Here is an 18,812-nt window from a genome sequence, read left to right on the forward strand (position 1 = left end):
GCACTTACAAACGTGATCACATACCCAGCCTTTCTCTGTAAGAGCACATATGCTCTTACAGAGGAGCGTTAACAGGCTCGAACCACCATATCTGCTCCATAAGAGCCTAAATGCACTCACAGACACAATCACATACCAGCTTTCCCCTGTAAGAGCACATATGCTCTTATACAAGCGCAGGCAGACTCTAACTCCCGTACAGCGTTTCAATTTAGCGGATAATAACCTGTTCCCGCCCCGGGCCGATGGACACCGTCGTAATCTTAACCCCGATGTTCTCCTCGATAAATAGAACGTACGCTTTAGCCGCTTCCGGCAGCTCGTCAAAACTCCGTACGCCCGATAGATCACTTCGCCAGCCTGCCAAATGCTGCAGGATTGGCTTCGCTCCTTGCAGCTTTCCCGTAGACGGAAACTTGTCTGTAACTGTACCGTCTTCCAACTCGTAGGCCGTACACACAGGAATCGTGTCGAGGTAGCCAAGCACATCGAGATTAGTAAGTGCCGCCTCTGTAGCCCCTTGTATCATACAGCCGTACCTTGTAGCAACGACATCGAACCATCCCATGCGCCTCGGACGCCCTGTTGTAACGCCATATTCGCCAGCGTCGCCGCCGCGGCGTCTGAGCTCGTCCGCTTCCTCTCCCTCAATCTCGGATATGAAAGGACCTGCCCCGGCACAGCTGGAATATGCCTTAACAACGGCGATCACATCCGTTACGGCTCGTACAGGTATGCCGCTGCCAACCGGACCGTAGCCCGCAATTGTCGAAGATGAGGTTGAATACGGATAAATGCCGTGATCGGGATCACGAAGCGCGCCGAGCTGCCCTTCCAGCAGAATAGGCTCCCCATTCCTGCAAGCCTCCTGCAGCATGTCAGTCGTATCGCAGACGAAGGGCCGAATCCAATCCGCCTCCTGCTGCAAGCTGTTCAGCAACACTTCTGCTTCAATGGGCTCACGTCCATATAAATGCTGGAGCAGTATGTTTTTCGCAGCTAAGGATTGCTCAAGCTTTTCCCGTAATCTAACCGGTTCAAATAGATCAGCAACCTGGATTCCCAGCTTCGCGAACTTATCCGCATAGAAAGGCGCAATACCTCGCTTCGTCGAGCCGAATCCTCGCTGACCTAGCCGCTCCTCCTCCAGCTCGTCGAACAGCCGGTGAATGGAAAGCACAACCTGCGCCCGCTCCGATACATGCAGGCTTGGCTTCCGCACGCCTCGCCCGATAAGCGCCTCGTACTCTTCCCTCAACTTGCCAATATCCAGCGCAACTCCCGGTCCTAGCACGTTATGGACTCCAGGGTAGAACACCCCGGAAGGCAGCATATGCAGAGCAAACTTTCCGTAGTGGTTAATAATCGTATGCCCCGCGTTGCTGCCGCCCTGATAGCGGACGACATACCCGGATTGCGCCGCCAGCATATCCGTCATTTTTCCTTTCCCTTCGTCTCCCCAGTTAGCTCCTACGATTGCCGTCACCGTCATGGAATCCGCCTCCGCCGCGTCAAGGACGCGCTTGTATTTGGTTACATCCCCCATTATAATTACGCTTATTATATAAATAAAATTAATATTAGTAATATCTGATATAAGGCGAGGTAATGACATGGACGTTAATTTGGAATGGTATCGCGTATTCTACCGGGTCGCTAAGACTGGCAGCTTAACTGCGGCAGCGGAAAAACTTCATATTACGCAACCGGCGGTGAGCCATACCATTAAACAATTAGAGGAGCGAATGGGAGGGGCTCTATTCTTCCGTACGTCCAAAGGCGTAAAGCTAACAACTGAAGGCGATGTTCTGCTTCGGTATATCGAACAAGCTTTCCTGAATATCGAGAGCGGCGAACGCGCCATTGCGGAGATGAATCAGCTTCATAGCGGAGACATTCATATCGGAGCGAGCGATACGCTGTGCAACTATTATTTGTTGCCGTATCTGGAGCAATTCCATGAGAGACATCCCCATATCCGCATTCATATCACGAATCGGACGACGCCGGAGACGCTGTCGCTGCTTAGACAAGGGAAAATCGACTTTGGCATCGTCGGCTCGCCCGCTCCGGATAAGCAAATCCATTTTCGCAAAACCGCAACGATTCACGATTGTCTTGTCGCCGGCAAAGGCTACGAACATTTGGCCGGCACGCCTCTCGGCTTGGATAACCTAGGCCAGTATCCATTGCTGATGCTTGAACCGGGCTCAAGCACACGGACCTATATCGATGAGTTTGCCACAGCGAATGGCATAAGGCTCAGCCCCGAGATTGAGCTCGGCAGCATCGATCTGCTTGTTCAGTTCGCCCTTCGCGGCTTCGGACTTGCATTCGTTATCCGCGAATTCATTCAAGAACGGCTAGAGAGCGGCGAGCTCCTCGAGCTGCCGCTCCTTCCGCCGCTGCCTGAGCGAAGCATTGGCGTCGCTTCACTCCATGGCGTACCGCTATCGTCTGCTTCGAAAGCGTTCCTTGCATTATTACCCAGCTATGATGATGCCTAACTGAACAGCTTGTAATACATAACGGTTGCATCCAGCTCACCGCTCGCCGATCTCGCGTAATGCGGGATGATTCCGGCCTGTACGTAATGAAGCGAACGATAGAGCAAGTTCGACAGATCGCCCTCCCTCGTATCGAGAACGAGCAGCGATCTCTCTTCCTGTATGGCGCGCTGCTCTGCTATCTGCATCAGCTTACGGCCAATCCCCTTGCGCCTATAATCCGGATCGGTCATCAACTTCGCGATTTCGGCGCGATGGAGTCCGTTCGGCTTCGTACATAGATGGAGCTGTACCGTACCGACGATTCGTTGGTCGTGCTTGGCAACGAAGAGTAATACGTCCTGCTGGAGTACGTTTCTCCAATAGTCTATCGCCCCCTTATCGGCAAGCGGCGGCAAGAAGCCCAGCGACGCTCCATCCTCTACGACTGCCTTGAGCAGGATAGACAGATCCTCCAAAATGTCCTCGATTTGCATGACTTGTTCAAATGTAAATTTCATCTGCAATCCCCTCTCTTCGAAACGTATAGAAAGATCATAAATCCGTGATTATAATTTGTATAACGAATCTTTCTTATTACAATAATCGATATTTCGAATAATAGAGGTGTGCAAGATGGACATATCACAGTTGGAAGCTTTTCTGGCGGTTAGCCAAACGCTTAATTTCACCAAAGCCTCGGAGCACTTGCATATTTCTCAATCCGCCGTTACGGCCCGGATCAAAGCGCTCGAGAGCGCTGTCGGCAAACCGTTGTTTCTTCGAGACAACCGCAATGTAAGCCTGACGCAAGCCGGCGTATCCTTCCATCCTTACGCGCAGCGGATGCTCCGGTTATTCGAAGAAAGCAAGCTGACGCTTACCGAGCAATACGATCAGTCAATCGTTCTGAGCGGACCAGGCGCGGTCTGGCATTATCAGTACCTGGATCGCATCCTCGCCTACCGAAGCAGCCACAAGAACACTGCAATTAAATTTCTCAGCTACATTGATTCCAGCTATATGATTCGCGACCTGCTGCTCGACGGCGTCGTCCATGTTGCGCTTCGCTATGACCCACCCGATCACCCGAAAGTTGCCAAAATGCTGCTGTACGAGGACGATATTGTGCTCGTATCCGCGCAAGAGCATCGAGAAGCCTCTGCGGCCGACTTCCACTCTCCAAGCTACTGTCATATCGAGTGGGGTTTTCCGTTCCCGGCCTGGTTTTCATCCTTAGTTGGACCTGGCTACATTCCGGCCCTACAGACTGATCACTCTGCTATCATGCTGACCATGCTGCTGCAAGGATCGGTATTCGGCTTCTTGCCGAAGTCCATTGCCCAGCCGTTTCTCGATGCGCGTAAGCTTTTTGTTCTTCGCAATGATTTTGACACTCTGACCCTCCGGTTATATGCAAGTTATCTGACTGATAAAGCCAACGATGCCAGTGTAAAATCAGCTCTAGAGCTGCTCGGCGTACACGGGGCAGACAGCGTTATCTAGCAAAAGCATGGTAGACGAGCTAGCCAGCACAACGCTGGCCATCCCTCACCCCTACCCCGATGGAGCCGCGGAACAATGGATTGAAGCCGCTCGGCAAGCGTCCGATCAGGGAGACCGCTATGTCTTCGCCATCGTTCGTCAAGAAGATCATGTCCTGCTTGGCAAGAGGCGGCACGCAGAGTCGTACAATTCGGTTTCGATGAGCTGGCGTTGAGCCGTATCCACGCCGCGGCCATGACGAGAAATCCCGCATCCTAACGAACAAAAGAACCGCAAGCCTCTTATGGAGAGCTGCGGTTCTTTTTTATAACACTTGCATCCATTACAGGTTAAGTTCGACGATTGACTGGGCTCGAACCGGGTAATCGGTTATGATTCCGTCGATTTGGAATTTGAGCACTTCCTTCATATTGCTCCTGCTGTTCACCGTCCAAATCCATAGCTCGCGCCCCGCGCCATGCACCCGCTCGACGAGCTGCTCCGTCAGCATGACTTTCTCGATCGTATAGAAATCAACGTCCAGCGCCGACAAGTCGCCTAACGCAAAATATAAGATTTGCCCGATCTTAATATCGGGTGCAATCGCTCGAATTTGCTGCAAGGTATGGCTGTCGAACGATTGAATATAGACGTCCTCTTCCATGCCAAAATATTTCACGAGACCTACGACGCTTCTCACTAGCTCGTCGCTCGGACCGTAAGGCTTCAGATCCAGCAGCAGCTTAATCCTTCCCTGCCCCTCCGCGAGCGCTTCGCTAAGCGTCGGAATGTGAATAACGTCCCCGTTCTCATCCCTGCCGATCGCAATTTCGCTCAGCTCCACATAGGTAAGCTCGGATACGCGTCTCTCCACGCCAGACACTCGCTTCAAATTATAATCATGATTTAGAACCGGTACGCCATCCTTCGTCAGCTGCACGTCGATCTCTACCGATTGGATGCCTTTATCAATCGCCGATGTAATCGATGGAATTGAGTTTTCCGGCGCATCCTCCGTATCCCCTCGATGGGCGGAGATCAGTACGCTCCACTTGGCATAGACGAGATTGTCATTCGCCTTGAAGCCTAGAAATAACGCCAAACACAAGTAAACAGCAGCGGCGACCAAGTAAATCAGCCTTGTCTTGCTTCGTCCCTTCTCCCGCATATACGAAGATATTTGTTCTTCCAGCCTTCCCAGCCGACTCCGATATACGCGAACTTTATCCAGCGGCATTACGCCCTTAGAACGCCCGAAGGAATAGAACAGCCGAGTCAGAAAGATCATGTTAATCGGCAAGAGCAGCAGCGTCAGCATATATGTAAGAATGGTCGAAACCGTAAGCGAATAATGGGCGGTAAACACTTTTAGCACATTAATATCAAGCCATGATGGCAACAGCGACAACGAGCGAATCGACACAAAGCCCAAGCCGAAAATAGCCGCATTCAGCAAAAATAACGAGAAGAAAAGCTGCAGCCTTCTCCCCCGCGTCAGCACGAGACTGCTTCGAATCGCCTCCGTAATGGTCTTGCCCTCCAGCATCATGAAATGCAATACGAAGATCCAGCGCAGCACCGTGTACAAGGCAGCCAGGAGCACTAGAATATAAACAAAGGTCATTATGAATGAGGCCGATAACACTTTGCTGCGCAGAAAAATCGGAACGTTGAACAGCGCGTAAAACGATGCGGACAGCGGCGAGTCGATGAACGGGATCAGAACAAGCAGGAAGACGAACAGCTGCACGATACCGAAACCGAGCAGGCGCGGCGTCTGGCGAAGCGTCGTCAGAAAGGCGTCCATAATCGCCACTTCTCTGCCGAAGTACTTCTGCTGCACCATAATGATAAGCACGCATAGTTCAATGAATAAGGCGAAGGACGCGACGAGTCCAATCAGAATCAGTCCAAGAACACCTTCGTAGCTGAAGCCCAGCCGATAGACCTCGCCATTGAGCAGTGAGCCTGAGCCGACGACCGTCAATATCCGGTTGAAAATAAACGTAATAACGGGAATGATGACCGAACTCGTCAGTAGCATATATAAATACTCGAAAAGAAGCAATTTCGGGTACGAGGCGCGAAAATCACGAATGCTTTTGCCTAGCAGCCTCATCATGGCTATTCATCCTATCTATGCACATAATAATTGGCGCGTCAGCGCCAGCTATTTCAATTATAGCTGTAGAACGACCATTTTACACGATGAACCTGCTTTGATGCCAATGAACTGCGTTAATTCCGCTCACCCCAATGTTTAATCACCCACTCCTTGATTTGAAACGCTACGATCGGCGTAGGTGTATCTGTGGTATCGACTATAGGCTGCGAAGATAACATCGCTTCTTCAAACATCCTGCTGGCGAAATCGTTTGCAGCTGCAATTCCTTCTTCCGTCCACACGTTGCGAGTGCGAGCTGTTAATCGTTTGGTCCGTTCTGCATTACTGCAATGCAGAAGCAAATAATGCACGGAATCGAATCTATGGAAATAATCGCACAGCTCAAGGTTATACGCTTGGGGGATGACCCCGAATAAAACCGTACAGTGTCCACTTAAACTATTAAAATAAGCTATTCTTATCCAGTTGTTGCAAGCGGCTTGATAGTCGCCCTTCACCACGATGGAATCCATATCATACACATTGAATCCGGCTCCCATCATACTTCTAAGTACCGGTACGGTCGTTGTTTTTCCAGATCCGCTTAATCCCGTAACAATAAACAATGAATGCGTCATTATTATTTCCCCTCTGCTCTTTCGCTCATCTCCTGACGAAACGGAGTCCATATGACATGCTATGCGACACGAAAGGACAAGGTATAGGCTAATAAGAGAACCGCTTAAAAAAAGAAAAACCGCAAATCCCACGATCGGGACTTGCGGGTCCTTCAAGACTGCCTTGCGGCGCCTATATGGTAAATAATCAATAACAAATAATTATAATAAAAATATCCGTAGCCTAATTCTTTTACATATATTAATATATTAACATTATAATTTCTTATTACGCTGCATTCGAGGGGGTTCATATGCTTCAAGCTTATTGGTACATAACGAAGATGAGGCTTATTACCAATCTGACTTATCGTTTTGAAGTATTCACCGCTGTAGCCACCAACCTCATTCTCACGCTGGCATCCGTTTTCTTATGGCAGACCGCCTACAAAGGCGGCACCGGAGCCGTCGAAACGCTCAGCTTGCAGGATGTAACGACTTACACCATTCTAGCGATTACACTCTCGACCATCTTCGTTTGCGACGTACAGAATACGATTTATTACAAAATAAGAGAAGGACAGATCGTCACCGACTTTTATCGCCCGATTCCGCTTCTAGCTTGCTACCTCGCCGACGACATCGGCGATATGCTCAGTTCATTCATGAACAAAGCGCTTCCGCTCATCGTATTTGCTTCCATCTTCTTCGGGATCCCTTGGCCCGCTTCCTTCCAAAGCTTCCTCCTCTTTCTCCCGAGCTGCCTGTTAAGCTATGCCATTCTGTGGTTGCTCAGCGCGCTCGTCGGACTGATCGCGTTCTGGGTCATGGAACTCGGCAATATGGGGATGGTCAAAGACAGCATCGTTCGCGTATTATCCGGCAGCATCATACCGCTATGGTTTTTTCCCGACAGCGTCCAGACCATCTCGAAGTTTCTGCCCTTTCAATACACGTACCAGACACCGCTCGGCATTTATATCGGCAATACGAACGCAGGTGATGCCTTAATCGCTATGACCGTCCAGGGCGCGTGGGTCGTTATCCTCTTTCTCTTCCTTGCAGCCGGATGGGCACGCACGAAGAAAAAAACATTAATCCAAGGAGGATGATGACCCGATATGGTCTCCTCGATTAAGCACTATGTATCCGTCGCTTCCTGCTTCGCTCGCCTGGCCGTTCAGCGGCAGCTGGAGTACCCGCTCTTCTTGTTCAGCTGGCTGCTTATGATCCCTATTCAATATTTCTCCGGCATTTGGATGCTGAAGATTATCGTCGACCGGTTCCAACCGCTGAACGGATGGGATTTTCCCCAGCTTACGTTCCTGTATGGACTCGGACTGATTAGCCACGGCATCTTCGTCGTCTTCTTCATCAATACATGGAGTATCGATCAAATGGTCATTAACGGCGGCTTCGATCGTCTGCTGCTGCGGCCGATGAACGTGTTCTTCCAGCTCATAGCAAGCTATGTGAACTTTATCGGACTCATTGATTGCATTCCTGGCGTAATTATATTCATCTACGGCTGTGAAATAGCCGGTTTCGAATGGACGCTGGTCAACGTCGGCAAGCTCATTCTCGTGCTGATCGGCGGTATTCTGATTCGGGCAGCCCTGTTCACCAGCTTGGGCGCGATTGCTTTCTGGACGAAGCGGAACGGCTCCATGGTAGGCTTCGCCCTCGCCATGCTGGAACGCGCAACGATGTACCCGCTGAGCATGTACCCTTATTTTCTGCAAGCGCTATTCACTTTCGTCATTCCGATCGGATTCATCAGCTTCTACCCCGCTGCCGAGTTTCTCGGTACGGATAACGGCGGGTTTGAGCTTCCGCTCAGCTTCGCGCTTTGGACGCCTGCAGTCGGATTGATATGCTTCTTGCTTGCGAGCATTATTTTTAGATACGGCATGAAAAACTACGAGAGCGCAGGCTCATAGGGGGACATTACGAGAATGGGAATGGAAGCCGTCATCGAAGTAAAGGATCTCGTGAAAGAATATATCATCGTGAAAAAAGAAAGCGGACTTCGCGGCTCGCTCAAAAGCTTGCTGTTTCCGAAAAAAACAAAATTTAACGGCGTGAACGGCATTAGCTTCTCCATTGCTCCCGGCGAAATCGTCGGCTACATCGGCCCGAACGGCGCCGGCAAAAGCACGACCATCAAAATGCTTACCGGTATTCTCCACCCGACTGCCGGCACGATTAAAGTATGCGGCATTTCCCCGCAAGCGGACCGCAAGGCCGTTGTTCGCAAGCTCGGCGTCGTGTTCGGCCAGCGCACGCAGCTTTATTGGGATCTCCGGCTTGGCGAATCGTTCGAGCTATTGCGAAGAATTTATCAGATCGATCAAGCCGCCTATGAGGAAAATCTCGCCGTGCTGACCGATGTTCTTAAGCTGCAGGACTTCATCCATACGCCCGTTCGTCAGCTATCGCTTGGCCAGCGCATGCGCGGCGATATCGCGGCGGCGATGCTGCATTCCCCATCCGTGCTGTTTCTGGATGAACCGACAATCGGGCTTGATGCCGATGCCAAGCATGCGATCCGCAATTTCATTAAGGAGATTAATCGTACACGGAATGTAACGGTTATTCTGACGACGCATGACCTCGACGACGTCGAACAGCTATGCAGCCGAATCATTGTCGTCAATAACGGCAAGATCGTCGAGGACGGGCCCATCGACTCGATTATTCATAAGCTGACGCCTCACCGCATGTTAGTCGTAGAGCTTCAAGAGCCGTGCGACGATCTATCCACCCCTAACGCCACCGTAATCAAACAAGAGGGGCTCAAAATTTGGTATCAATTCGAGAAGGAAACCGTATCGGCTTCCGAACTGATCGCCGCGCTGTCGCAGAAGCTTCCGATTCAAGATATAAGCGTGAAGGAGCCCAACGTCGAAGACGCGATCCGTGAAGTGTATAAGACGACGGCGACGGTATAACGATTAAGAAGAAGGAGGTGTCCTCAAGCCAACGGCTTTCGAGACACCTCCTTCTTCTATTAGTACTTCTTGCTATAATCAACCAGATTGCGCAAGCTTCCGGACTCGCCGGATAAATAGATCTTCAGATTGTTCACGAACAGCTTCACTAGCCGCTCCGTGTTGCGCACGGTCATTCCACCGGCATTATGCGGTGTTATAATGACGTTCGGCATCGACCACAGAGGATGGTCCGCAGGCAGCGGCTCTTGTTCGAACACATCAAGTCCTGCGCCAGCGATGATCCCCTTATTCAGCGCTTCAATGAGATCATCAGTCCGAACCGTCCCACCTCGTCCAACATTAATAAAGTATGCGCCGCGCTTCATAACGGCGAATCGCTCCGCATTGAATATATGCTCCGTCTCGTTCGTAAGAGGTAAAATATTAACGACATAATCGGCTTCCCTCAGCGCATCATCGAGTCTTGCCGTCTCGTAGACGACGTCGGCCTCCGCCATCGTGCCTCCCGATCGGCGTACGGCAATCACGCGCATATCGAACGCCCGCGCTATACGGGCAACCTCTCGGCCGATTTCCCCTGCGCCGACTATCGCCACCGTGCCTCCGTTCACCTCCGCCAGCGTTACCGGGCTTTCCCATAAGCCCGAATGCTGATTGCGAACGGCCGTTGCAATACCTCGTGCGAGGCCGAGCATCATAGCGACAGCCGTCTCAGATACTGATCTTGCATGTACGCCGCTGGCATCGGTAAGTAAGATACCGCGCTGCTCCAGCTCCGTCAGTGGCAGACTGTCGATGCCCGAAGACCAGCTCTGCACCCAGCGCAGCTTCGTCCCCTCCTGCAAAGCTGCCGTCCTCACCTTCGCATCCCAGCCGAATATAACTTCCGCTTCCTTGTAGTCGTGCTCATCAAAGCTCTTAGACGCTTCCCCGAACTGTATCGATAAACCAGGCGCAGCACTCCGCACCATCTCCTGCTGTTCCAACGTTAATTCCGGTATACAAAGGATTGATCTCATTTATCATTACCTCCTATGTCAGTGCGTTCATTCAAACTAATCCGAACGAGTACTCCCTCTCGACCTTGCAGATTCGAACCGTGTAATGCTCGTACCACACCTGCTTGCCCTTCTCCTGGGCAACATGATGGGCTTCATTTCTCTTCCAGTTGCTGATTGCCTCAAGACTATCCCAATAAGAAACGGTAATTCCGACTCCCGCGCCATCTCTAACGCTCTCGACTCCAATGAAGCCCGGCTGCTTCCCCGCAAGCTCTTCCATCCGATCAGCCATATGTCCATAGCCCTGATCACCTTCCGTACGCTTGCTCGTAAAAATAACCGCGTAATACGATCCATCCGGCTTCTGCCCCATAACAGCCTCTCTCTCCTTCCGTCTTCATGTTCCGTCTAATGATGATTATACCACTTTTAAGGAATTTGTTGACACTTAAGTAACCGTCGGTTATATTATAACCAACGGTTACTTAATCGCATTGAAACGAGGTTTTCCATCATGACGACAAGACAACGGCTTCGCTCCGAGGAGACGAAGCAAGCGATCTTATCCGCTGCAGGCAAGATGTTCTCCGAGCGAGGCTACGACGTTGTAACGATGAGAGAGATCGCCAAGGAGGCTGGCTGCTCTCATACAACGATCTATATTTATTTTAAAGACAAGGAGGTGCTTCTGCACGAGCTCTCCATGAACCCTTTAACCGAACTTAAGGAACGTTTCCTATCGATTGCCGCGCAAAGCGAGCTACCGCCTGAAACGAGACTTCAAGAAATTAGCATCGCCTTCATCCGCGTCTGCTTGCTGCATAAATCGATGTACTCGGTTATTTTCATCACGAAAGGAACTCGAGTGGATCAAGAGCCGGAGCTCGCCATCAACAAAATCCGCCTTGAATTATTCAATCAATTCGGGCATACGCTGCAACAATGCTTGCAACTGCAAATGAACGATGAACGTTTGCTAGCCTATAACCGCATCTTTTTCTATATGCTGCAAGGCATCGTCAGCACTTACTCGCAGACCGAAGAACCTCTCGACGACATCATGGCGCGCCTTCACTCCACTTTCGAGGAAGCCTTCGACTCTCTGTTAATCGGATTTAAATCCAAATTAGCTATTGGAGGATGATAACAATGAAAGCAACGCAAATTTCGAAACAAGTGTGGAGTCTAAGAACGTGGGTAATCATCCCTATAACGGTGTGGGTTGTCGTCGAGGAAGATGGAGTCACTTTAATCGACACCGGCATCCCGACAATGGCGAAAGGCATTATGAAATTCATCGAGCAGCTTCAAGCCGGTCCTCTCAAACGGATTCTTCTGACACACGGGCATTCGGACCATGTAGGGTCGCTTAAGGCCATTCTAAACAAGCATAATGTACCGGTCTTCGCGCATCGCAAAGAAATTCCGTTCATCGAGGGCGAGCTCCCCTACTCGGGCAAGAAGCTAATGACGACCTTGCCGAGGGGAGCGACGCATGCGCTGCAGGAAAACGGGCAAAGCCAGCCGCAGCCGATCGGCGGCTTAGTGCCTTACTTCACGCCCGGACACTCTCCCGGTCATACGGTCTACTATCATGAAGCGGATCAAGTGCTGCTTGCAGGCGACTTGTTCTCGTCCAAGAACGGAAAGCTGCACAAGCCCCTCTTTACTCCGGATATGAGCGAAGTGCTGAATAGCAGCACGATCGTAAGCAAGCTGCGCCCTGCCAGATTGGAAGTTTGCCACGGCAGCTCGGTATTTAAGCCCGCTGAGCAATTGGATGAGTATGTAGCAGGTATCCGCAAGACCCATCCAAGCGTTACTACAAATTAGTTGACCGATGCTTAAACCTTATATAACTAGAAGCCCACGCCATCCTAAGGATGACGAGGGCTTCTTTTCCTTTATTTATGGATGACTTGCAAGTAAGCGAGCATCCGAGTAATCATAACGGCGCTTTGAGCCCGGGTGGCATTCGCTTGCGGAACGAATGTCGTATCGGTAACGCCGCGGATAATGCCCAAGCCTGCCAATTGTCCCGTCGCCTCAGCCGCCCAGCTTGAAGTCTCGGCGGCATCGCTGAAGGTCGGTATCGCGCTCTCCATCTGCGGCGATTGCCCGGCGAAGATCAGCGCTTTGGCGATCATGACGGCCATTTGCTCACGGGTGATGTTCGCTTCCGGCCGGAATGAGCCATCCTCATAACCGCCTATTAAGCCGGCTTGCTTCGCAGCTCCCACTGCCCCGGCGAACCAATCCACGGAATCAACGTCCGTGAAGGGCTCTCCTGGTCTCGTCTCGGGCAAGCCAAGCGCTCGAACCAGCAGCGCGGCGAACTCCGCCCGGGTAATGGTCGCATTTGGATCAAACGAACCGTTCGGTCTTCCGTCCACAATCAGCTTGTTTGCAAGCCGTTCGATATCGATTTGAGCCCAGTGTCCTTGCAGATCAGTAAACTTTCGGTCCAACCGAATAATCGTATACATGCCCTCATGCGGAGACCGAATGGTTACGGTCCCGTCGCCTGCGAATATCGCTGGCGCAAAACGAAGCTTCATATCGTCACCCATCCAAACGACTGTCGCTTTGTCAGGGTCGACTGCGGCCGTCAGCTTTATCGTCTTATGAGCGTTAATTCTTTGCCAATCATCCACGATTCGGCCGTCCGCCTCCAAGGCGAATACAAGCGGACGATCTAAGAGGACGGCGGCTCCCCGCTTGTCGACCGCTGATTGTAAAGCATCTTTTGCTGTGTTGGAAGCTTCCGTCACGCTCAGGGAGAAGGTAGTTGTTGCCGAAAGCTGTTCGATCGCGGTAAGCGGAATATCCAGGCTATTTCCGTTCACGATCACTTGAACGCGGGCATCAGGCCGTTCTTTCAGCAGTTGCAGCAGCGTCGGCACTGGCAGGTTCACCTGTACGGACGAGCCGATGCCATTGACTGTAATGACCATATTCGTTCGGCCAGATCCGAAAGATTGGGCTAACTGCTCCGGTGTCAGCGAAAGCTTGATAACAGACTGCTTGTCGGAGGTTATTTCGGTCGTAATGCTTACTTCCGTCTGGATGCCGTCCACGAGAATGATTGCCGTTGCCGGAATTTCAATGTCAGGATTGCCGGATCCGCTCCCGCCGGAACCGGGGGACGGTGTCTGGATTCCTGTAACGGAAATCTCTTTCACCGCTTCATTGCCTGCGGCATCCTTAGCGTAGACCGTATAGATGCCATTCGCTGATACTTGGAATTGTCCGGCCGTCAAAATATCCGTCCCCGCGCCGCCGGCAAAACCGGCTGTGCCATGGCTTCCTTTCATCCAAGCCAGCTTGGACAACGTGTTTCCTGTCATAATCCCTTGTACATCGGCTGTTACCGTAACGTCAACCTTATTGCCGACAACCCCGCCACTGACGAGCGTAATCGTCGGCGCGATCGATACAACGCGGATTCCGCTCACGTCCACGCTTGCATACGCAAGAGAGGCCGCAACGCCGACCGCCCGCGTAATACCCGCTCCGCTTGGAACATTGATTTGCGCGGCAATAGCAATACCGTGTTCATCCAAGAAACCCTCAGGCACTTCGTATTCAAAGGTTAGCTCCGTCAATGCAGTATCGCGCGTTCCCGTATACGCAGCCTGAACGACGACTGTCGTACCGTGATTGCCGATGGTTATCGGAATGGTCGGCGTCCCTGTCACGGTTACTCCGTATCCGTAGCTCACCGTAAAGCGAAGGCTGTCTTGAATGCCATATACTCCGGCAGTCGGAGCCTCCAGCACCAATTCCACCCAAGCGGCTTCAAAAATCGCGATAGCCTCATTCAAATCGGCAACCGCCGTATCCAATTGAAGCTGGGTATAGTTCTCGGCATCGTCAGCGATTAGTTGCGCCGCTTCAATAGCTGCTTGGAAGGCGTCCCTTGCCGCCGCTGTCGCCTCGCCTACGTTCGCGCCTGCGGGATGATCGGTTAGCATTTGCGCCGCATCCGCCAGCAACGATACCAAGTCTGCGGCATCCCCCGCCTCAACGATTGCTCCATTAAATGACTGAATGACCGCGTTCAGTTCGGCAGCGGCAGCAGCCAAATCAGAGGCTATCGATGCATTGGTAATCGCATCGATAAACTGCTCGGCATCGCTGAGAGCGACCGCTAGATCATCATAGATGCCCGCAGGCACTTCTCCTATCGCCGTGCCCGGAGCATAGTCCTCCAATAACTGCTTGGCCGTTGCCAGAGCGCCGAACAAAGATGATCCGTCTACAAAGGTAAAACCTTTGCCAATCGCATAGGTTTGTACGGGCGAACCCGCGAAACCGAATATTTTCAAGTTTGCCGGTACGGCTTGATTGTTATTAAACGATAGTGGATCAATTGCGGTGGAGCGATTCAGCACGACTACGCTCGACAGGCTGTTATAACGGAAGGAATAGCCGCCAATCGAAGTTACGCTCGCCGGTATAACGATTTTAGTAAGCAGATTGCCTCTGAAAGCAAAGTCGCTAATGCTTGTCAAACCTTTCGATAGAACAACGCTGGTAAGCTGATTATCCCTAAAAGCCTCCTGCTCCATTGTCGTTACGCTGTCTGGAATGACAACGCTGGTCAACTGGTTATTCGCGAATGCTCTCATTCCGATATAGGCTACTTCGTTCGGGATCTCCACGCTTGTGAGATAGTTATAGCCGAACGCAGCATCTCCGATGCTCGTCAAGCTATCCGGGAAAGTGATGCTTGTGAGATCGGTAATATAAAACGCGGTTTCACCTATTCCACTGACGGGCACCCCTCCCAGCGTGTCTGGAATGATAACGTCCACCGGAGCCCCTCTAGGGTAATCCGTAATCGTGGCAGTCCCCCCGTCAATGATGTACGTATAGTCTCCTTCCTCGTCCGCATAAGCATATTGTGCCTGAAATATCGTTGTCCAACCGACTGCCAATGCGATGATTAAACATAAAGCAGATTTTCTCATTATTAATCTCTCCTCTACCAACTTTTAACGTAGAAACGGGTAACCATGTACCCCTCTCTATCATGGTAGCAACCCCCAATAAAAGAATTGTGAAAGAATCCGCGGCAAATTATATGCAAAAAGGGAGCGCGGACAGACGTCCACGCTCCCTTTTTGCATATTTCCCCTGTTATTGAAATGAGCACCCGCTACTTTCTAGCCGGCGTTTCCCAAATCGCTTGAAGCCAGGAATCAAACTCCGCGCCTTTGTCGCCCTCGTACGTATCGTAGATATCCGAACGCGTCTTTTGCAGCTTTTCCTTGAATTCCTCGAACGTATGTCCCTCTGGCAGGCTCTTCTTGATGCGCAACAAAATTTTGTTAAGTCCCTTAAACAGCTCGCCCTTGCTCTTAGCAGGCATTTGCACATTTTCACCCAATTGCTTTAGCTTGCGGTATGCCGCCTCGCGCACTTGAAATACGGAATCGCCATTCATAACATGCTGCAATAGTTTAATGGTAGGCGCCGTGTCCCATTGGCCGAGTTCATTCACGGCATTCAGACGGTCTCTCCAGCTCGCTGTCCGATTGACGGCTTTCTTAAGCTCCTCGAAGTTTTCTGGCAGTTCGCTTACGGCATCAATATGATTGTTGTTCAACGTTTAATCTCCTTAATCATCGCCATTGGCAAATGATGAATATCATACTAGCGGATTCTATTATAGCATGAACCTAACTAACCTACTCGTATACCTCACCATTCTGCACAACATTTATTTTAAAAACACAAAAGCCTGCCATTATCGCTTCCGTTGCCGGTTCACGTAATCGCAGGCTCTGCATTAATATTTAATGCTATTTAGATGTATCGACGCTAGACTTTAAGAAGCTTGCGGCAAGAGATTCGCAGTCGCGCCTGGATTAGCGAGAGCGGTTACGATCTGATCCGTCGGCTGTGTCAGCAAGGCGTATAGAATAGCCGCCAACTCTTGGTTCTTCAGCACGTTCTTGGATCCGAAATCGGCTGTTCCGTCCGCATTAAGCTTAATCTCCGGTCCATGAATACCGAGCGCGACCATCATCTTAACGGCTGGTATTGCCCAAGCGTCGGTCTTTCCGCCAAGCTTCACGTTCTCGAACAGCTGCGGCGGGTATTGAAGACTGTACAAGCCCCATAACACAGCTGCAGCTTCTTGGCGTGTAATGGCACGGTTCGGATCGAACTTTCCATTACCGGTTCCCTTCACCATGCCAAGCTCATATGCCATCTGAATGAAAGCTGCCGAAGGATGACCGGTCAAGTCGCTGAACGCTAGCTCGGTCGTTTCGCTTCCTTTCAGATTGCTTGATTCCAATATAAATTGCACGTATTCCCCTCTAGTCACCTGCCGTTCAGGCTGAAAGGCGATGCTTGCATCGTTCGCATAATAACCAAGCGACTGAAGAGCAAATATTTGCTCTGCATACGCATGCTCGGCAGTCACATCCGTAAAGCCAGCAGCCTTTACACCTTTGCTCGCATAACCAAGCGGGTTCAGATAAGGCTCTTTCATATAGAGAACGTTTCCGTTCTCATCCAGCTTGAAGGCGGTGAATTGATTTGTCAGTCCGTCGACAAACAAGTTGGCATCCACTTGCTTCAGCTGGCGAGGTCCGATGAATGCGTCGGCAATGGTCAGACCTGCCTCACCCGGCTTCAGATTCGAAATAATGCTCTTGATCCGAAGATCCGCATAGTAGCCGGTGAACTTGTTCAACTCGTCTGCCGAAGCAGGCAAGTACTGCGGCAGTTGCGCAGGCGCAGCATATTGCGGGAAAAATGTCTGAATGAATTGCGGGTAGAACAGGTTGCGCAGAACGCCTTGCTGGTTGTACGTCAAGAACACGCCGGTATTCTGCTCCGGAATAAGGAATAAATAAGAGCTGAAATCAGTCAGATCGCCGGCTTTCGTAATAATCTTGGAGCTGCTTCCCGCACCAGGAATCTGGAACGGTGCTTCGAATCCGTAAGTCGTATCCGGCAATAGCGGATGAATGGATGAGCGGTACACCTCCATCTGATCTACCGTGTTCTCCGCGAGGATACGGCTGGATTCCGTCGCTCCGCCATTCAGGAAAGCAATCATGAATTTGCCTACGTCTTCGGCAGTCGAAAGCATGCCTCCATGCGGCATAATCGTTGGCGTAACGGCATACGGTTCAACCTTCTGGCCTGCCGCGCTGTATCCGGCAGCCAGCTGTTCCTTTAATTTGCCTTCAAGCTTGAAGCCGCTGTTGTTCATGCCCAGCGGTTTGAAAACATTTTGATCCATATACGTCTCATAAGGTACGCCGCTTACTTTCTCAACGACTAGTCCGAGCACTAGAGAGGCGAAATTGTCATACATATAAGAGCTGCCAGGCTTGCGAACAACCGGCGGCAAGTTGGCTTGTACATATTCTTCAATAGAGACGATCTTGTTGAAATCGAAATGAAGATCTTCCGGTTTAGGATCACGAATCTCGAATCCCGTCGTATGCGTCAACAAATGCTCGATCGTGACAGGAGTGTTGAACGGATTAACAAGCTTTAAGTTCGGCAAAACCTTCAGAATATCATCCGTTAGGCTAAGCTTCCCTTGTTCAATAAGCTGCATGGCCGCGACAGCCGTGAACGTCTTCGATACCGAAGCGATACGGAAGACAGTCGAAGCTGGGTCAACCGCCTTGCCCGTTTCCTTGTCCGAAACACCATAGCCCTTCTGGGCAATAACCTTGCCGTCCTTTACCACAACGACCGAAGCGCCTGTGTAATGAGGTTTGGTTGTTTCCGAAGCGAAGAACGAATCGAGGAAAGCTACTGCGCTCTCTGCGTTCAGTTCCTTTGTTTGACCGTTGCTTTCCGTCCCTGATGCCGCGCCATAGACGGTTGAGGTCATCAGACATAAGATCAATAAGGCTGCAGCAAATGATTTGATCCATAGTGCGGTTCTAGGCTTGTACTTGACTTTGTTCATTATCACTTGATCCCTCCCAAGTTTTAGGTGCCAAGCCTTTAATACGCACCCAATTATTAGGAAGTTTCACCTTTTTGGAGGAGCTGTTCCTACAAGCCCTTGCCGCCGATCGGTCGCTCAGGAACAGCGCTTGCTCCTGCAATCAAAGACCGGCAATGCTGTTTTGATATCGCTCACATAACTATAGGTAAATTATTCTTTATAAAATATCCGTATC

The 18,812-nt window shown here is 50.9% G+C and carries 17 protein-coding genes; 7 read left to right on the top strand and 10 right to left on the bottom strand.

The annotated features are described in order from the left end of the window. Nucleotides 1-211: 211 nt before the first annotated feature. A complete protein-coding gene (locus tag AC0YN0_RS15500; RefSeq protein ID WP_475822511.1) occupies nt 212-1,492 on the bottom strand; it encodes an adenylosuccinate synthase in 1,281 nt (426 codons plus the stop codon). 121 nt (nt 1,493-1,613) lie between these two features. Here AC0YN0_RS15500 and AC0YN0_RS15505 point away from each other — a divergent pair, with 121 nt between their 5' ends. Beyond that, nucleotides 1,614-2,507 (top strand): LysR family transcriptional regulator, encoded by an 894-nt coding sequence (locus AC0YN0_RS15505; protein ID WP_475822048.1) that lies wholly within the window; start codon nt 1,614-1,616, stop codon nt 2,505-2,507. On the opposite strand, the gene AC0YN0_RS15510 is transcribed toward AC0YN0_RS15505, so the two are convergent. Then, the gene (locus AC0YN0_RS15510; protein WP_475822049.1) at nt 2,504-3,007 is read right to left on the bottom strand and encodes a GNAT family N-acetyltransferase; all 504 of its coding nucleotides are present in this window, start codon (nt 3,005-3,007) and stop codon (nt 2,504-2,506) included. The genes AC0YN0_RS15505 and AC0YN0_RS15510 overlap by 4 nt on opposite strands. Nucleotides 3,008-3,122: 115 nt before the next feature. On the opposite strand from AC0YN0_RS15510, the gene AC0YN0_RS15515 reads away from it, so the two are divergent. Next, the gene (locus AC0YN0_RS15515) at nt 3,123-3,992 is read left to right on the top strand and encodes a LysR family transcriptional regulator (protein ID WP_475822050.1); all 870 of its coding nucleotides are present in this window, start codon (nt 3,123-3,125) and stop codon (nt 3,990-3,992) included. A gap of 19 nt (nt 3,993-4,011) precedes the next feature. Here AC0YN0_RS15515 and AC0YN0_RS15520 read toward each other — a convergent pair whose 3' ends face one another. The 3 genes from AC0YN0_RS15520 to AC0YN0_RS15530 form a co-directional block, all read right to left on the bottom strand. Then, the gene (locus AC0YN0_RS15520; RefSeq protein ID WP_475822051.1) at nt 4,012-4,257 is read right to left on the bottom strand and encodes a hypothetical protein; all 246 of its coding nucleotides are present in this window, start codon (nt 4,255-4,257) and stop codon (nt 4,012-4,014) included. Between the two features lie 57 nt (nt 4,258-4,314). Then, nucleotides 4,315-6,093 (bottom strand): glycerophosphoryl diester phosphodiesterase membrane domain-containing protein, encoded by a 1,779-nt coding sequence (locus AC0YN0_RS15525; RefSeq protein ID WP_475822052.1) that lies wholly within the window; start codon nt 6,091-6,093, stop codon nt 4,315-4,317. A 116-nt stretch (nt 6,094-6,209) separates the two neighbouring features. After that, on the bottom strand, nt 6,210-6,713 hold the full coding sequence (locus tag AC0YN0_RS15530; protein ID WP_475822053.1) for an AAA family ATPase: 504 nt from the start codon (nt 6,711-6,713) through the stop codon (nt 6,210-6,212). A 293-nt stretch (nt 6,714-7,006) separates the two neighbouring features. On the opposite strand from AC0YN0_RS15530, the gene AC0YN0_RS15535 reads away from it, so the two are divergent. The 3 genes from AC0YN0_RS15535 to AC0YN0_RS15545 are packed head-to-tail and all read left to right on the top strand — an operon-like array spanning nt 7,007 to nt 9,643. Next, complete coding sequence (locus AC0YN0_RS15535) at nt 7,007-7,804, top strand: ABC transporter permease (RefSeq protein WP_475822054.1); 798 nt, start codon at nt 7,007-7,009, stop codon at nt 7,802-7,804. Between the two features lie 9 nt (nt 7,805-7,813). Beyond that, nucleotides 7,814-8,632, top strand: coding sequence for an ABC transporter permease (locus AC0YN0_RS15540; RefSeq protein WP_475822055.1), 819 nt, complete (start codon nt 7,814-7,816; stop codon nt 8,630-8,632). A 15-nt stretch (nt 8,633-8,647) separates the two neighbouring features. Next, a complete protein-coding gene (locus AC0YN0_RS15545; protein WP_475822056.1) occupies nt 8,648-9,643 on the top strand; it encodes an ABC transporter ATP-binding protein in 996 nt (331 codons plus the stop codon). 59 nt (nt 9,644-9,702) lie between these two features. Here AC0YN0_RS15545 and AC0YN0_RS15550 read toward each other — a convergent pair whose 3' ends face one another. Together AC0YN0_RS15550 and AC0YN0_RS15555 are read right to left on the bottom strand one after the other, a co-directional pair. Further along, nucleotides 9,703-10,665: a D-2-hydroxyacid dehydrogenase gene (locus AC0YN0_RS15550; protein ID WP_475822057.1), complete on the bottom strand. Its 963-nt coding sequence runs from the start codon at nt 10,663-10,665 to the stop codon at nt 9,703-9,705. 31 nt (nt 10,666-10,696) lie between these two features. Then, a complete protein-coding gene (locus tag AC0YN0_RS15555; protein ID WP_475822058.1) occupies nt 10,697-11,020 on the bottom strand; it encodes an antibiotic biosynthesis monooxygenase family protein in 324 nt (107 codons plus the stop codon). Nucleotides 11,021-11,161: 141 nt separating this feature from the next. Between AC0YN0_RS15555 and AC0YN0_RS15560 the strand changes: the two genes are divergently transcribed. After that, on the top strand, nt 11,162-11,791 hold the full coding sequence (locus tag AC0YN0_RS15560) for a TetR/AcrR family transcriptional regulator (protein ID WP_475822059.1): 630 nt from the start codon (nt 11,162-11,164) through the stop codon (nt 11,789-11,791). A gap of 5 nt (nt 11,792-11,796) precedes the next feature. Further along, the gene (locus AC0YN0_RS15565; RefSeq protein WP_475822060.1) at nt 11,797-12,480 is read left to right on the top strand and encodes an MBL fold metallo-hydrolase; all 684 of its coding nucleotides are present in this window, start codon (nt 11,797-11,799) and stop codon (nt 12,478-12,480) included. Between the two features lie 71 nt (nt 12,481-12,551). On the opposite strand, the gene AC0YN0_RS15570 is transcribed toward AC0YN0_RS15565, so the two are convergent. From AC0YN0_RS15570 to AC0YN0_RS15580, 3 genes are all read right to left on the bottom strand, one after another. Next, the gene (locus tag AC0YN0_RS15570; RefSeq protein WP_475822061.1) at nt 12,552-15,620 is read right to left on the bottom strand and encodes an S-layer homology domain-containing protein; all 3,069 of its coding nucleotides are present in this window, start codon (nt 15,618-15,620) and stop codon (nt 12,552-12,554) included. A 188-nt stretch (nt 15,621-15,808) separates the two neighbouring features. Then, on the bottom strand, nt 15,809-16,258 hold the full coding sequence (locus AC0YN0_RS15575) for a HEAT repeat domain-containing protein (RefSeq protein ID WP_475822062.1): 450 nt from the start codon (nt 16,256-16,258) through the stop codon (nt 15,809-15,811). A gap of 222 nt (nt 16,259-16,480) precedes the next feature. After that, nucleotides 16,481-18,595, bottom strand: a complete 2,115-nt coding sequence (locus tag AC0YN0_RS15580; protein ID WP_475822063.1) for a serine hydrolase — start codon at nt 18,593-18,595, stop codon at nt 16,481-16,483. Between the last annotated feature and the right edge of the window lie 217 nt (nt 18,596-18,812).

Source organism: Paenibacillus sp. J22P218, from assembly GCF_056269195.1.

Bases quoted from the DNA above. Each gene is read 5' to 3' on its own strand.
- AC0YN0_RS15500 (WP_475822511.1), bottom strand. From the start codon at position 1,492: ATGACGGTGACGGCAATCGTAGGAGCTAACTGGGGAGACGAAGGGAAA.
- AC0YN0_RS15505 (WP_475822048.1), top strand. From the start codon at position 1,614: ATGGACGTTAATTTGGAATGGTATCGCGTATTCTACCGGGTCGCTAAG.
- AC0YN0_RS15510 (WP_475822049.1), bottom strand. From the start codon at position 3,007: ATGAAATTTACATTTGAACAAGTCATGCAAATCGAGGACATTTTGGAG.
- AC0YN0_RS15515 (WP_475822050.1), top strand. From the start codon at position 3,123: ATGGACATATCACAGTTGGAAGCTTTTCTGGCGGTTAGCCAAACGCTT.
- AC0YN0_RS15525 (WP_475822052.1), bottom strand. From the start codon at position 6,093: ATGATGAGGCTGCTAGGCAAAAGCATTCGTGATTTTCGCGCCTCGTAC.
- AC0YN0_RS15530 (WP_475822053.1), bottom strand. From the start codon at position 6,713: ATGACGCATTCATTGTTTATTGTTACGGGATTAAGCGGATCTGGAAAA.
- AC0YN0_RS15535 (WP_475822054.1), top strand. From the start codon at position 7,007: ATGCTTCAAGCTTATTGGTACATAACGAAGATGAGGCTTATTACCAAT.
- AC0YN0_RS15540 (WP_475822055.1), top strand. From the start codon at position 7,814: ATGGTCTCCTCGATTAAGCACTATGTATCCGTCGCTTCCTGCTTCGCT.
- AC0YN0_RS15545 (WP_475822056.1), top strand. From the start codon at position 8,648: ATGGGAATGGAAGCCGTCATCGAAGTAAAGGATCTCGTGAAAGAATAT.
- AC0YN0_RS15550 (WP_475822057.1), bottom strand. From the start codon at position 10,665: ATGAGATCAATCCTTTGTATACCGGAATTAACGTTGGAACAGCAGGAG.
- AC0YN0_RS15555 (WP_475822058.1), bottom strand. From the start codon at position 11,020: ATGGGGCAGAAGCCGGATGGATCGTATTACGCGGTTATTTTTACGAGC.
- AC0YN0_RS15560 (WP_475822059.1), top strand. From the start codon at position 11,162: ATGACGACAAGACAACGGCTTCGCTCCGAGGAGACGAAGCAAGCGATC.
- AC0YN0_RS15565 (WP_475822060.1), top strand. From the start codon at position 11,797: ATGAAAGCAACGCAAATTTCGAAACAAGTGTGGAGTCTAAGAACGTGG.
- AC0YN0_RS15570 (WP_475822061.1), bottom strand. From the start codon at position 15,620: ATGAGAAAATCTGCTTTATGTTTAATCATCGCATTGGCAGTCGGTTGG.
- AC0YN0_RS15580 (WP_475822063.1), bottom strand. From the start codon at position 18,595: ATGAACAAAGTCAAGTACAAGCCTAGAACCGCACTATGGATCAAATCA.